This is a genomic window from Micromonospora sp. MH33 (genome assembly GCF_003013775.1).
Lineage (GTDB): Bacteria > Actinomycetota > Actinomycetes > Mycobacteriales > Micromonosporaceae > Micromonospora > Micromonospora fulviviridis.
Genome location: NZ_MUYZ01000173.1, coordinates 1 through 14198 on the forward strand (window position 1 = coordinate 1; position 14198 = coordinate 14198).

General features: G+C 72.5%; 10 protein-coding genes and 1 pseudogene. 8 read left to right on the forward strand and 3 right to left on the reverse strand.

From position 1 onward, the window contains the following. Positions 1-236 (reverse strand): hypothetical protein (locus tag B0E53_RS23185; protein WP_146167739.1); only part of this gene is annotated, 236 nt, incomplete at its 3' end. Between the two features lie 135 nt (positions 237-371). Here B0E53_RS23185 and B0E53_RS23190 point away from each other — a divergent pair. The 6 genes from B0E53_RS23190 to topA all read left to right on the forward strand — a co-directional run bounded on the left by B0E53_RS23190 (position 372) and on the right by topA (position 8213). Further along, on the forward strand, positions 372-728 hold the full coding sequence (locus B0E53_RS23190) for an STAS domain-containing protein (RefSeq protein ID WP_107077992.1): 357 nt from the start codon (positions 372-374) through the stop codon (positions 726-728). Further along, complete coding sequence (locus B0E53_RS23195; protein WP_107077993.1) at positions 725-1165, forward strand: ATP-binding protein; 441 nt, start codon at positions 725-727, stop codon at positions 1163-1165. The genes B0E53_RS23190 and B0E53_RS23195 overlap by 4 nt, the downstream gene beginning before the upstream one ends. A gap of 318 nt (positions 1166-1483) precedes the next feature. Continuing rightward, the gene (locus B0E53_RS23200) at positions 1484-3832 is read left to right on the forward strand and encodes a sodium-translocating pyrophosphatase (protein WP_107077994.1); all 2349 of its coding nucleotides are present in this window, start codon (positions 1484-1486) and stop codon (positions 3830-3832) included. A 119-nt stretch (positions 3833-3951) separates the two neighbouring features. Continuing rightward, complete coding sequence (locus tag B0E53_RS23205) at positions 3952-4491, forward strand: hypothetical protein (RefSeq protein ID WP_107077995.1); 540 nt, start codon at positions 3952-3954, stop codon at positions 4489-4491. Continuing rightward, positions 4482-5093, forward strand: a complete 612-nt coding sequence (locus B0E53_RS23210) for a hypothetical protein (protein ID WP_107077996.1) — start codon at positions 4482-4484, stop codon at positions 5091-5093. Before B0E53_RS23205 ends, B0E53_RS23210 begins: the two co-directional genes overlap by 10 nt. A 312-nt stretch (positions 5094-5405) precedes the next feature. Then, positions 5406-8213 (forward strand): type I DNA topoisomerase, encoded by a 2808-nt coding sequence (gene topA / locus B0E53_RS23215; RefSeq protein ID WP_107077997.1) that lies wholly within the window; start codon positions 5406-5408, stop codon positions 8211-8213. A gap of 67 nt (positions 8214-8280) precedes the next feature. Here topA and B0E53_RS23220 read toward each other — a convergent pair whose 3' ends face one another. Beyond that, on the reverse strand, positions 8281-9588 hold the full coding sequence (locus B0E53_RS23220; protein ID WP_107077998.1) for a D-arabinono-1,4-lactone oxidase: 1308 nt from the start codon (positions 9586-9588) through the stop codon (positions 8281-8283). Between the two features lie 226 nt (positions 9589-9814). Between B0E53_RS23220 and B0E53_RS23225 the strand changes: the two genes are divergently transcribed. After that, positions 9815-10387 carry a TetR family transcriptional regulator gene (locus tag B0E53_RS23225; protein ID WP_107077999.1) on the forward strand — a complete coding sequence of 191 codons (573 nt, stop codon included), beginning with the start codon at positions 9815-9817 and terminating at the stop codon, positions 10385-10387. Positions 10388-10503: 116 nt separating this feature from the next. Here B0E53_RS23225 and B0E53_RS23230 read toward each other — a convergent pair. Further along, positions 10504-11711 (reverse strand): annotated as a pseudogene (locus B0E53_RS23230) (amino acid deaminase/aldolase). Between the two features lie 218 nt (positions 11712-11929). On the opposite strand from B0E53_RS23230, the gene tmk reads away from it, so the two are divergent. Next, a complete protein-coding gene (gene tmk / locus B0E53_RS23235) occupies positions 11930-14086 on the forward strand; it encodes a dTMP kinase (protein ID WP_281492898.1) in 2157 nt (718 codons plus the stop codon). The last annotated feature ends 112 nt before the right edge of the window (positions 14087-14198 follow it).

Here is a 14198-nt window from a genome sequence, read left to right on the forward strand (position 1 = left end):
GGCTCGCCGGCCCGGGCCGGCACCCGCTCGACGTGGGTGACCGGGTCGGCGGCGTGCCGCAGGCGCAGCCGGCGGAGCAGCTCGCCCGGCGCGCGGCCGGGGCCGCCGCCTGCCAGGTCCGTCGACTGCTTCAGGTCGTCGCGCGGCGGCAGACGCGCCGAGCTGAAGCTGTCGGTCGACTGCTTCAGGTCGTGGCGCGGCGGTAGACGCGCCGAGCTGAAGCTGTCGGTAGACACGTCCTGCACTCTCGCACTGGTGTTCGGAATTGGAAACGGGGGGCGGGGGGTATGGGGAAGCCTTCGCCGGTGACCTGGAAGGGGTCATTCGGCGGGATGGTTAGATGCCCAGGAGAGCTTACCGAGGAGGGGCCGATGGAGCTGTCGCTGGCGACCCGCACCGTGGGGGAGCACACGGTGCTCGAGGTCGGCGGTGAGGTGGACGTCTACACCGCGCCGCGCCTGCGGGAACGGCTCCTGGAGCTGATCGACGGCGGTGCCCACCGGGTGGTGGTGGACCTGGGCCGGGTGGACTTCCTGGACTCGACCGGCCTCGGCGTGCTGGTCGGCGCGCTCAAGCGGCTCCGCTCGGCCGGCGGTTCCTTCGCGCTGGTCTGCGACAAGGAGCCGCTGCTCAAGATCTTCCGGATCACCGCCCTGGACCAGGTCTTCCCGTTGCATCCCACGGTCGACGCGGCGATCAACGCCGACCCGACCGGCGCCGGCGCGTGATGGCGACCGTCAAGCTCTCCTTCTCGCCGGCACCGGTGCACGTCCGCACCGCACGCCTGGTCGGTGTCGCTGTGGCGCGCCGGGCCGGGGTGCGCGAGGACCTGCTCGACGAGGTGCGCCTGGCCATCGGTGAGGCGTGCACCCGGGCGGTCGCGCTGCACCGGCAGTACGGGGTGCCCGACCTGGTGTACGTGGAGATGTCCGACAGCGGGGCGTACACGGTGCGGGTGGTGGACCGTGCCCCGATCGAGGCGAGCATCGGTCTCGCCGCGCTGCCCCCGGACGAGCTGGCCAAGGAGTCGCTCAGCGAGGACGCGCTGACCACCGGGGTGGGCTTCGCCCTGCTCGCGGGCTTCGTCGAGGACCTCCAGGTCCGCCCGGTCGACGAGGGTGTCGGCACCGAGGTCCGGATGGTGTGGCCGGTCGGCCGCGCCTGACTTCCCGTCCCGCCGCAGGCCGCGTTCCCCTCGGGGAGCGCGGCCTCGTCGTGTTGCCCGCGCCTTATATCAGATTTCTTCGCATAGCACAGTTATGAAGATCATCAAGACTGGGTGCCCCCTCCCTGTGACCCTCAACACGTCGGAGGGCTACAGTACGCGGGTTGTCAGCAAGTGATCCGTCCCGCAGCCAGCGGGAATGGGTGTTCATCGCTGGTCCGCCGGGGTGGGTCGGCGCGCGCTTGCGAGTCCGCATCCAGGCGTCGGCCCGTGCGTCTCCACCGGCCGGCGCGAGTTGTTCGGTACAGGAGGACATAGATGTCCGGGACCTTGGCCGCCGACGGCGGCGCACTGTCCCTTACCGGAGCCAACGTGACGTACGTCGTCATCGCCGCGGTCATCGCGCTGGTGGCGCTCGTCTTCGCGGCCGCCCTCACCAGGGCGGTCCTGGCGGCCGGTACGGGAACCACGAACATGCAGGAGATCTCCGGGGCGGTGCAGGAGGGCGCGTCCGCGTACCTGCTGCGGCAGTTCCGCACCCTGGCGATCTTCGTGGTGATCGCCGTCGTGCTGCTCTTCCTGCTGCCGGTGCACGACACCGACGGCAACGAGACCCTCGTGAAGATCGGCCGGTCGGCCTTCTTCGTGGTGGGCGCGCTGTTCAGCGCGTTCATCGGGGGCGCCGGCATGTGGCTGGCCACCCGCGCCAACCTGCGGGTCGCCGCGGCCGCCCGGGAACGGGAAGGCGGGCGCGAGGGCGCCATGAAGATCGCCTTCCGGACCGGTGGCGTGGTCGGCTTCCTCACCGTCGGTCTCGGCCTCTTCGGCGCGGCGCTGGTCGTCATCCTGTTCAGGGGTGACGCCCCGACCGTGCTGGAGGGCTTCGGCTTCGGCGCCGCGCTGCTCGCCATGTTCATGCGGGTCGGCGGCGGCATCTTCACCAAGGCCGCCGACGTCGGCGCCGACCTGGTCGGCAAGGTGGAGCAGGGCATCCCGGAGGACGACCCGCGCAACGCCGCCACCATCGCCGACAACGTGGGCGACAACGTCGGCGACTGCGCCGGCATGGCCGCCGACCTCTTCGAGTCGTACGCGGTCACCCTGGTCGCCGCGCTGATCCTGGGCCGCGCCGCGTTCGGCGAGGACGGCCTGGTCTTCCCGCTGATCATCTCCACCATCGGCGTGCTGGTCGCGATCGTCGGCGTCTTCATCACCCGGCTGCGCACCAGCGACCGCAACGGCCTGACCGCGATCAACCGGGCCTTCTACCTCTCCGCGGTGATCTCCGCGGTGCTGGTGGCGATCGCGGCGTTCGCCTACCTGCCGGCGACCTTCGGCGAGCTGGAGGGCGGGCTGACCGACGTCGACCGCAACCCGCGCCTGGTGGCCATCGGCGCGGTGGTCATCGGCATCGTGCTGGCCGCCGCGATCCAGGCGCTCACCGGCTACTTCACCGAGACCAACCGGCGCCCGGTGCAGGACATCGGCAAGAGCTCGCAGACCGGCGCGGCCACCGTCATCCTCGCCGGCATCAGCGTCGGCCTGGAGTCGGCGGTCTACTCGGCGCTGCTGATCGGCGCTGGCGTCTTCGGCGCCTTCCTGCTCGGCGGCAGCTCCATCACGCTGTCGCTGTTCGCGGTGGCGCTGGCCGGCACCGGCCTGCTCACCACCGTCGGCGTCATTGTCGCGATGGACACCTTCGGCCCGATCTCCGACAACGCCCAGGGCGTGGCGGAGATGTCCGGCGACATCGACGAGCACGGCGCGCGGACGCTGACCGAGCTGGACGCCGTCGGCAACACCACCAAGGCGATCACCAAGGGCATCGCGATCGCCACCGCGGTGCTGGCCGCGACCGCGCTGTTCGGCTCGTACACCGACACGCTGCGCTCCTCGTACGAGGACGCGGGCGTGGGCGACGTCGGCGCCGAGATCCTCAACTCGCTGAACGTGGCCAACCCGCGCAACCTGGTCGGCCTCATCATCGGCGCGGCGGTGGTCTTCCTCTTCTCCGGCCTGGCCATCAACGCGGTGTCCCGCTCGGCCGGCGCCGTGGTGATGGAGGTCCGCCGGCAGTTCCGCGAGCTGCCGGGCATCATGGACCGCACCCAGCGCCCCGAGTACGGCAAGGTCGTGGACATCTGCACCCGGGACGCGCAGCGCGAGCTGATGACCCCCGGCCTGCTGGCCATCCTGGCCCCGATCGCGGTCGGCTTCGGCCTCGGCCCCGGCGCGCTGGCCTCGTACCTGGCCGGTGCGATCGGCGCGGGCACCCTGATGGCGGTCTTCCTGGCCAACTCCGGTGGTGCCTGGGACAACGCCAAGAAGCTGGTGGAGGACGGCGCGTACGGCGGCAAGGGCTCCGAGTCGCACGCCGCGACCGTCATCGGTGACACCGTCGGCGACCCGTTCAAGGACACCGCCGGCCCGGCGATCAACCCGCTGATCAAGGTGATGAACCTGGTCTCGCTGCTGATCGCGCCGGCCGTGGTGGCCTGGAGCGTGGGCGACGACCGGAACACCCCGCTGCGGATCGCGATCGCCGTGGTGGCCGCGCTGATCATCGTGGCGGCGGTGGTGTTCAGCAAGCGCAAGGGCGTGGCGATGGCGGACTCCGACAGCGGCGCCGGCACCCCGGACCAGCGCCCGGAGACGGTCAACGCCTGACCCGGACGACGCGACGGTTCCCGGTCGGCCCCGGCCGGCCGGGAACCGTGCTGTCCGGCGGTCCCGTGCACGAAACCTGACCGGTGGCACTTCCACCGGGAGGTCGTACGCTGCTTCGCATGCGTACGCGCCGGGCGGCAACCGCCGGAAAGCTCACGGTGGTCCTGGCCACGCTGGTCCTCGTGGTCGCCGGCTGCGGCGGCCCCAGCCCGCAGGCCTGGGCCGCGTCGGTCTGCCAGGCGCTCAGCCCGTGGCGCGCCGAGATCAACAAGCTGACCAGCAGCACCCAGCAGCAGATGACCGCGCAGACCACCCCGGCGCAGGCCAAGGAGAACCTGGTCCGGCTCTTCGCCGGGGCCGAGCAGGCCAGCGAGACCGCCCGGCGCAAGGTCGAGGAGGCGGGCGTGCCGGAGACCGACCACGGCGACGAGATCTCCGCCGGGTTCCGCGCCTCGCTCAGCAAGGTGCGGGACGCGTACGGGCGGGCCCGGGACACCATCGACCGGCTGGACACCGCCCAGGCCGGTCCCTTCTACGACGGGGTGCGGGCCGCCGTGGACACGCTCAACAAGGAGTACGACGCGAGCGCGCTGGACACCAGCAAACTCAACTCACCCGAGCTCAAAGAGGCCTTCGACGAGGTCCCGGAGTGTCGCTGACCCCTCCCTCCCAGAACCCGGCCCGCCAGCCCTCGCTGTTCTCCACCGAGGCGGCCGACCCGTCGCTGTCCGACCTCGCCGGCCTGCTCGCCGGGCCCGGGGAGGTGGTGCGGATGGGCGGGACGGCCCGGGTCGCCGTGGTCGTGGACGCCGCCTGGCGGGTGCACGTGCTGGTGGCCGAGTTGGGCGCCCGGGGGATCCCGGCGAGCTGGGAGCCGACGGAGGACGGCCGGCACCTGGTACGCACGGCGTACGCCACCACGCTGGCCCCGCTCGCCCTGGCCTGGCTGCGGGGGGCGGTGAAGCGGCCCCCGGCGGGGTTCCACCTCAACGGGCGGCGGCTGCGGCTCTGGCTCGCCGCCGCAGGGGCGGCCGACCCGGCCGGGTTCCGGCTCCGGCTCGGCCCGGCCGACGAGGAGTGCTGGCCGCCGGTGCGCGCCGCCCTCGCCGCGGTGGGGCTGCCGGCCGCGTTCGTGGAGGCGGAGGAGGGCGGGCCGGCGTACCGGATCACCGGCCGGCGCCGGGTGGCCCGGCTCGCGGAGCTGGTCGGGGACCGGCCCAGGACCGTGCCGACGGCCGAGTGGCCGGGTACGCACGGCTGACCTTCCGGCGCAACCCCGCCGGCTGGCCGATCCCGGACACACCGTGCGGCGGTTTGCCCAGGAAAACGACCGGTGTCTCCTCCGCCATGGGTGCGTGATCGTCACAGTGACCCGCTCGGCGCCTACCCACGGTGTACGGTGGCGCCGTCCGGCAGGGCGGCGGCCGATGGTCGACGAAACCTGATCATTTGCCGCCCACGAAACCCGGAACGCGGACGGCGCGTTACGTTGGACATCCGGACCGCCGGTGGTCCGGCAGGGTGCAACAGGGCCCGAAGCGGGCATTGCGTAGGAGTGAGGTCGGGGAGAGACGTGCCGAGCAACGCTGGAACCACCCGTCTGGTCATCGTCGAGTCACCGGCGAAGGCCAAGACGATCTCGGGCTATCTCGGCCCGGGGTACGTCGTGGAGGCCAGCTTCGGCCACGTCCGGGACCTGCCCCGCAACGCCGCCGAGGTCCCGGCCGCCTACGAGGACAAGCCCTGGGCCCGGCTCGGCGTCGACGTGGACAACGGCTTCGCCGCGCTCTACGTGGTCTCCGCCGACCGGAAGAAGCAGATCACCAAGCTGAAGTCGCTGGCCAAGGAGGTGGACGAGATCTTCCTCGCCACCGACGAGGACCGCGAGGGCGAGGCGATCGCCTGGCACCTGGTGGAGACGCTCAAGCCCAAGGTGCCGGTCAAGCGGATGGTGTTCCACGAGATCACCAAGCCCGCCATCCAGGCCGCGGTGGCCAACCCGCGGGAGATCGACCGGGACCTGGTCGACGCCCAGGAGGCCCGGCGCATCCTCGACCGCCTCTACGGCTACGAGGTCTCCCCGGTGCTCTGGCGCAAGGTCCGCAGCGGCCTCTCCGCCGGCCGGGTGCAGTCCGTGGCGACCCGGATCGTGGTCGAGCGGGAGCGGCAGCGGATGGCCTTCCGCACCGCCGAGTACTGGGACATCCTGGCCACCCTCGCGGTGGCCAACCCCGGCGAGGGACCGCGCACCTTCAACGCCACCCTCATCGCGCTGGGCGGCGACCGGATCGCCACCGGCAAGGACTTCGAGCCGACCACGGGCCGGGTCAAGCCCGGTGCCGGGGTGGTGCACCTCGACGAGAGCGGCGCCCGGGGGCTGGCCGCGCGCCTCGAAGGGCGGCCGTTCACGGTCACCCGGGTCGAGGAGAAGCCCTACCGCCGCCGCCCGTACGCGCCGTTCATCACCTCCACACTCCAGCAGGAGGCGGCCCGGAAGCTGCGGCTCTCGTCGCAGCAGACGATGCGCACCGCGCAGCGGCTCTACGAGAACGGCTACATCACCTACATGCGTACCGACTCGGTGAACCTGTCGGAGACCGCCATCGCGGCGGCCCGCCGGCAGATCGCCGAGCTGTACGGCGAGCGCAGCGTGCCGCCGGAGCCCCGCCGCTACACCGGCAAGGTGAAGAACGCGCAGGAGGCGCACGAGGCGATCCGCCCGGCGGGGGACAACTTCCGCACGCCGGGCGAGGTGGCCAAGGAGCTGTCCGCCGAGGAGTTCAAGCTCTACGAGCTGATCTGGCGGCGCACCATCGCCTCGCAGATGACCGACGCGGTCGGCTCCAGCGTCTCGGTGCGCATCCGGGCACTCTCCTCCGCCGGCGAGGAGGCCGACTTCGGCGCGACCGGCAAGACCATCACCGACCCCGGCTTCCTCCGCGCCTACGTCGAGTCGAGCGACGACGAGAACGCCGAGGCCGAGGACGCCGAGCGGCGGCTGCCCACCCTCACCAAGGACCAGCCGCTGACCGCCGACGAGCTGGCCGCCCAGGGCCACCACACCCAGCCGCCCGCCCGCTACACGGAGGCGTCGCTGGTCAAGGCCCTGGAGGAGCTGGGCATCGGCCGCCCGTCGACGTACGCGTCGATCATGCAGACCATCCAGGACCGTGGGTACGTCTCCAAGCGCGGCCAGGCGATGATCCCGTCGTTCCTGGCGTTCGCGGTGATCGGGTTGCTGGAGCGGCACTACCCGCGCCTCATCGACTACGACTTCACGGCCAGCATGGAGAACGAGCTGGACGAGATCGCCGGCGGTGAGCACGCGGCGGTCGACTTCCTCACCTCCTTCTACTTCGGCAGCGCCAACGGCACCGGCGACCAGGCCATCGCCCACGCGGGCGGGCTGAAGAAGCTGGTCACCGAGAACCTCAGCGACATCGACGCGCGCAGCGTCAACTCGATCCCGCTGTTCACCGAAGAGGACGGGCGCGAGGTCGTCGTCCGGGTCGGCCGCTACGGGCCGTACCTCCAGCGGGCGCTGCCGGGCGAGCAGCCCGCGCCCGCCGCGGAGGGCGAGGAGGGCGGCGGCCAGGGCGACCGGGCGCCGATCCCCGAGGGGCTGGCCCCCGACGAGCTGACCCCGGAGAAGGTGCACGAGCTGTTCCTCGGTGGCGGGGGCGAGCGCAAGCTCGGCGACGACCCGGCCACCGGCGAGCCGATCCTGCTCAAGTCCGGCCGGTTCGGCCCGTACGTGGCCAGCGGCGAGCGGAAGTCCTCGCTGCTGCGCTCGCAGTCGCCGGACAGCCTCACCTTCGATCAGGCGCTGCAGCTGCTCAGCCTGCCCCGGGTGATCGGCACCGACGCCGAGGGCAACGAGGTCGTCGCCAACAACGGCCGCTACGGCCCGTACGTCAAGCGCGGTGACGAGTTCCGCTCGCTGGACTCGGAAGACAAGATGTTCACGGTCACGCTGGACGAGGCGCTCGCCCTGCTGGCCGCCCCGAAGGCGCGCCAGCGCCGGGCCGCCGCGCCGCCGCTGCGGGAGATGGGCAACGACCCGGCCACCGAGAAGCCGCTGGTGATCAAGGACGGGCGGTTCGGCCCGTACGTCACGGACGGGGAGACCAACGCGTCGCTGCGGCGCGGGCAGACCCCGGAGGAGCTGACCCTCGAGGTGGCCTCCGAGATGCTCGCCGAGAAGCGGGCGAAGGGTCCGGCGCCGAAGAAGAAGGCGGCGAAGAAGGCCGCCCCCGCCAAGAAGACGACCGCGGCCAAGAAGACCGCCGCCAAGAAGACCACAACAGCGAAGACCACCACGGCCAAGAAGACCCCCGCCAAAAAGGCGGCCCCCAAGAAGGCAACCACCTCGCCGGAGTAGTAGCTCTTCGAGATCGTGGAAGGAAGGGGCCCCTGTGAGGGCCACTTCCTTCCAGGATCTTCAGGAGTCAGGCGCCCAGCACCTGGGTCAGGTACGGGTTGGTGAAGCGGTGGTCGGGGTCCAGGCGGTCGCGGACCGTCAGGAAGTCGGCGAACCTCGGGTACGCCGTGGCGAGCGACTCCGCGTCCCGCCAGTGCAGCTTGCCCCAGTGGGGGCGGCCGTCCAGGTCGGTGGCGACCTCCTCGAACGCCCGGAAGTACGGCTCGTACGGCATCCCGACGTACTGGTGGATGGCCAGGTACGCGGAGTCCCGCCCGTACCCGTGGGAGAGCCAGATGTCGTCTGCGGCGGTGAACCGCACCTCGACCGGGAACAGCACCTTGAACGGCAGCCGGTCCACGACCCGCCGCAGCTCCGCCAGCGCGGTGGGCAGGGCGGCGCGCGGGAGCGCGTACTCCATCTCCACGAAGCGGACCCGGCGGGGGGTGCAGAAGACCTGGTCGGAGCGGCCGGTGTAGGTGCGTTCGGTGAGCGCCCGGGCGGAGATGGCACTGATCCCGGGGGCGAGCGCCGGCACGGCGCGGCCCAGCCGGCAGGCCCCGGCGAAGACGGTGTTGGAGAGGAACTCGTCGTCCAGCCAGCCGCGCCAGCGGGGCAGCGGCCGGCCGTCGGCGGGTACCCGGTCGTTGGTCTTGACCTGCACCCGGTCGGTGTACGGGAACCAGTAGAACTCGGCGTGGTCGTGCTGCTCGACCAGGCCGGGCAGGTCGTCGAGCACCGCGGCGAGCGCGGCCGGCCGTTCGTGCGCGCGGAGCACGAAGGCGTCGACGCAACGCAGCGTGACCTCGACCAGCACCCCGACCGCGCCGAGCCCGACCCGGGCGGCGGCGAACACGTCGCGGTGCTCGTCGGCGGAGCAGCGCAGCACCTCGCCGGTCCCGGTGACCAGGGTCAGTGCGGTGACGAAGGTGGACAGGCAGCCGAGCTTCGCGCCGGTGCCATGGGTGCCGGTGGAGAGTGCCCCGGCGATGGTCTGCGCGTCGATGTCGCCCAGGTTGGGCAGCGCCAGGCCGTGGCCGGCGAGCAGGTCGTTGAGGGTGTGCAGGGTCATTCCGGCCGGTACGGTGACCAGGCGGCGAGCGGGGTCGACGGTGACCCCGGTGTCCAGGTCGGCGAGGTCGAGCCGGTGCCCGTCGGCGACGGCGGTCGCGGTGAAGGAGTGTCCGCTGCCCACCGCCCGGATCGTCCGGCCGGTGTCGGCGGCGTGGCGGACCGCCTCGGCGACCTCCTCGACGGTGCGGGGGCGCACCGTCAGGGCGGCGGTGCTGCGCTGGTTGCCGGCCCAGTTGGACCAGGCGGCTGGCGTGCCGACCATGGGACGCTCCTCGACGTGAATATGAACTGACTTCATATCAGGAACGTTGTGGCTGGTAAATACCGCAATCGAGCCCGGCTCGTTGTACCGGTAGTCACAGAGTCGTGACGTGCAGATATGTTCATCCGTCGAAGGGGGGTGGCGCCGAGTGTCCACACCAGCCGCCACGACCGGGCCGCTGCGTCGGGTACCGGTGCAGGGTCGAAGTGTCGCGCGGGTCCAGCGGATGCTGGACGCCTGCGCCGAGCTCGTCGACGAGGTGGGGTACGAGGGCTTGACCACGACCCTGCTCGCCGAGCGTGCCGAGGTGGCGATCGGATCGGTCTACCAGTTCTTTCCGGACAAGCGGGCGATCGTGCAGGCGTTGACGCTGCGCACGATGGAGGCCTATCTCCAGCGGCTCGACGAGCGGTTCGCCTCCGCCGACCTGACCCACTGGTGGGACGGGGTCGACGCGGCGATCGACGAGTACATCTCGATGCACCGCACGGTCCCGGGGTTCCGTACCCTGCACTTCGGCGACGTGGTCGACCTGCACCTGCTCGACGAGCAGCGGGACAACAACGGGGTGATCGCCGATCAGTTGGCCCGGGTGCTCGCCGAGCGATTTGGTCTGTCCGACGTGCCCGACCTCCGCTACCACCTGGAGATCGCGGTGGAGGCGGCCGACGCCCTGATCAAGCTGGCCTTCCGCCGCAAGCCCGAGGGCGACGAGCGGGTGCTGGCCGAGGCAAAGGCGCTCATCCGGGAGTACCTGCACCGGCAGGTCGACGCCCGGACCGGGGCCGCCCAGCAGTAGCAGGACGTCACCGCCCTGGTGCCGGCGGTGATGACAAGGTGCGATGCCCGGGGTGCGACCGGGGCAGGACGACGAGCGGCGGGTTCCCGAGGTGCGCCGGGACCCGCCGTCACCATCTAGAGGAACGCGTGGCCCTCGCCCCGGTAGGTCGGCACGGTGGCCACCACGCTGTCGCCGTCGACGAGATGCACCTCGTTGACGTGCTCGCACAGCTCGCCGGCCTTCGCGTGCCGGAACCAGACCCGGTCGCCGATCCGCAGGGCGGTCGCGACGTCGCCGGCCAGCGGGGTCTGCACCTCGCCCGCGCCCTCCGCGCCCAGCAGCTTCAGCCCGGCCGGCAGCCACGGCCGGGGGAGCCGGCTGTCGGCGGCCGGGCCCGAGGCGATCCAGCCGCCGCCGAGCACGGTGGCCAGCCCGGGCCCCGGGCGGCGGACCACCGCGCAGGCGAAGAACGCCGCCGGGGCCGGCCGCCAGGCACGGTACGCGTCGAAGAGTGTCGGCCCGTACAGGCCGGAGCCCGCGGTGACCTCGGTGACCGCGGGGTCGGCGCTGGTGGCGGCCACGCTGCCGGTGCCGCCGCCGTTGACGAACTCCAGGTCGGCGTGCTCGCGTACGCGGCGACCGCGGCCGCCCGGCGGGCCAGCAGTTCCCGGTACGACCCGCGCTGGGTGACCCGGATGGCCGTGCCCAGCACCGCCTGCCCGGGCGGGGCGTCGCCGAGCCCGGCGATCTGCGCCTCGTACGACATCAGGCCGACCAGCCGGAAGCCCGGTCGGCCGGCGACGGCGGCGGCGAGCGTGCCGGCCGCTCCGGCGCTGTGCACCGGGGAGCGCCGCACGCCCACGTGCACCCGGCCGCCCAGGGGCCGCCAGGAGGCGTCCAGTTCGAGGCAGACCCGCAGCGCCGGCCGGCGTCCCGGCGGGCGGACCTGGTCGACCAGGTCGAGTTGCCCGGGGTCGTCGACCATCAGGGTGACCGCATCGGCGAGCGCCGGGTCGGCGGCCAGTTCGGCGAGCGCCCTCCGGTCGGCGGTGGGGTAGGCGACCAGGACGTCGTCGCTGACGCCGTTCCGGGCGAGCCAGATCGCCTCGGGGAGGGTGAACGCCATCACGCCCCGCCAGCCGGGCCGGGCCAGCGCCCGGGTCAGCAGGTCGCGGACCCGGACCGACTTGCTGGCGATCCGGACCGGCTTGCCGGCGGCCCGGTCGACCAGGGCGGCGGCGTTGGCATCGAAGGCGGAGAGGTCGACCACTGCGTAGGGCGGGTCGAGGTGGGCGGTCGCCCGATCGAGGCGATCGCGAAGTTTGTCACGGTCGGTGGCCACGTTTGCACGCTAACTGTCTGGACGCCAATGCGAAATACCCTCGCGTCTGTCCGGGCTGCGGTCGGTGGTGTCCGCGGCCTAGGCTCGGCGAGCAGGCGAATGTCGCGGAGGGGGACGCATCTCGCCGCGACTAGAGTGTTCCACCGGGGATGCCCAGCTCTGGGCCGGCACGTGGAGGTACGGCCATCGAAAGCCAGAACAACGGCGAGTCGCCCGGCGTGTCGTCGCCCGCAGGGCAGGCCGACCGCTCCGGAGCCGCCGCCATCCGGTCGGTGCTGCGCATCCGGCCGTTCCGCCGGCTGTGGATCGTGCTCGGCGTCGCCTCCTTCGGCGACTGGCTCGGCCTGCTCGCCACCGCACTCTTCGCCGCCGCCCAGGTCTCCGGCAGCACCGCCCAGGGTGCCGCCTTCGGCGGCGTGACCGCGATCCGGCTGCTCCCGGCGCTGGTGCTCGGTCCGGTGGCGGGCGTCTTCGCCGACCGGTTCGACCGGCGGTGGACGATGGTCATCTGCGACCTGCTGCGCTTCGTGCTCTTCGCCTCGATCCCGCTCTACGCGCTCACCGGCGCCGCGGGAGGGCTGGTGGTCGGCTGGGCGTTGATCGCCACGTTCCTGATCGAGTCGGTCACCCTGCTGTGGATCCCGGCCAAGGAGGCCGCGGTCCCCAACCTGATCCCGCGCACCCGGCTGGAGACGGCCAACCAGCTCACGCTGATCACCACGTACGGCCTGACCCCGGTGGCCGCGGCCATCGCCCTGGCCGTGCTCGACCGCGGGGTACGCGGGGCGGCCGGCGGCGAGCTGCCCGACTGGGCCGAGCCGGCCCAGCTCGCCCTCTGGTTCAACGCCTTCTCCCGGCTGGCCACCGCACTGGTGGTGGCCTTCGGGATCAAGGAGATCAGCGAGGCCCAGCGCGGCGAGACGGAGCGCGTCGAGCAGAGCATGTTCCGCCAGTTCGCCGACGGCTGGAAATACATCGGCCAGACCCGGCTGGTACGCGGCCTCGTGCTGGGCATCTTCGGCGCCTTCGCGGGCGGCGGCATCGTGGTCGGCACGGCCAAGTTCTTCGCCAACTCGCTCGGCGCCGGTGACGCCGCCTTCTCGCTGCTCTTCGGCGCGATCTTCGTCGGCCTGGCGCTAGGCATCGGGCTCGGGCCGATGATCGTCCGGGACATGTCCCGGCGCCGCTGGTTCGGCATGAGCATCGTGCTGGCCAGCGCCTCGGTGCTGGTGCTCGCCTTCGCCATCCACCTGTCCATGGCGATGCTCGGCGCCATCCTGGTCGGCGCGGGCGCCGGCATGGCCTTCCTGGCCGGCACCACGCTGCTCGGCGGCGAGGTCGCCGACGAGGTGCGCGGCCGGGTCTTCGCCGTGGTGCAGATCGGCACCCGGCTGGTGCTGATCCTGGCCATCGCGCTGAGCAGCCTTCTGGTCGGCGTCGGCGGCTCGCGCCAGCTGACCATCGCCGACCTGGGCATCTCGGTCTCCTCGACCCGCCTGCTGCTGCTCGCCGCGGGCGCCGCCGGCATCTTCGCCGGGATCAGCGCCTTCGGCCAGATGGACGACAAGAAGGGCGTGCCGGTCCTGGCCGACCTCTGGGGCTCGATCCGGGGCCGCCCGCTGATGCCGGCGGAGCCCTTCGTCTCCAGCGGCCTCTTCGTGGTCTTCGAGGGTGGCGAGGGCGCCGGCAAGTCCACCCAGCTCGCCGCGCTCGCCGACCGGCTGCGCGGGCAGGGGCGGGACGTCGTGGTCACCCGGGAGCCGGGGGCCACCGGCATCGGCGAGCGGATCCGCTCGCTGGTGCTGGAGACCTCCGGCGACGACGCCCCGTCGCCGCGCGCCGAGGCGCTGCTCTACGCCGCCGACCGGGCGCACCACGTGGCCACCGTGGTCCGGCCGGCGCTGATCCGCGGCGCGGTGGTGATCAGCGACCGGTACGTCGACTCGTCGCTGGCGTACCAGGGGGCCGGGCGGACCCTGCCGGTGCAGGAGGTCTCCTGGCTCTCCTCGTGGGCCACCGGTGGGCTCAAGCCCGACCTCGTGGTGCTCCTCGACGTCGACCCGCACACCGGCCGGTCCCGGGTCGACTCCCGCAACCAGGGCGCCGACCGGCTGGAGGCCGAGTCGCTCGCCTTCCACGAGCGGGTCCGCTACGCCTTCCTCGACCTGGCCGCCGCCGATCCGAAGCGCTACCTGGTGCTCGACGCGTCCCGCCCGGTCGAGGAGATCACCGCGGCGGTCGCCCGGCGGGTGGACGAGTTCCTCGTCGACCCGGCCGGCATCGTGCACCCGCGCCCGGCTCAGGGCCCCGACACCACGGTCCAGCCCGAGTTATCCGACGCGGAGCTGGTGACGATGGAGCGCCCCAAACGATGACGGACGTCTTCGCCGACCTGGTCGGGCAGGACGAGGCGGTGGTCGCGCTGCGGCGGGCCGCCGCCTCGGCCGCCGCCCTGCTCCGCGCCGCCGCGCCCGCGGCGTCCCGGGC

Bases quoted from the DNA above. Each gene is read 5' to 3' on its own strand.
- B0E53_RS23190 (WP_107077992.1), top strand. From the start codon at position 372: ATGGAGCTGTCGCTGGCGACCCGCACCGTGGGGGAGCACACGGTGCTC.
- B0E53_RS23200 (WP_107077994.1), top strand. From the start codon at position 1,484: ATGTCCGGGACCTTGGCCGCCGACGGCGGCGCACTGTCCCTTACCGGA.
- B0E53_RS23205 (WP_107077995.1), top strand. From the start codon at position 3,952: ATGCGTACGCGCCGGGCGGCAACCGCCGGAAAGCTCACGGTGGTCCTG.
- B0E53_RS23220 (WP_107077998.1), bottom strand. From the start codon at position 9,588: ATGGTCGGCACGCCAGCCGCCTGGTCCAACTGGGCCGGCAACCAGCGC.
- B0E53_RS23225 (WP_107077999.1), top strand. From the start codon at position 9,815: ATGCTGGACGCCTGCGCCGAGCTCGTCGACGAGGTGGGGTACGAGGGC.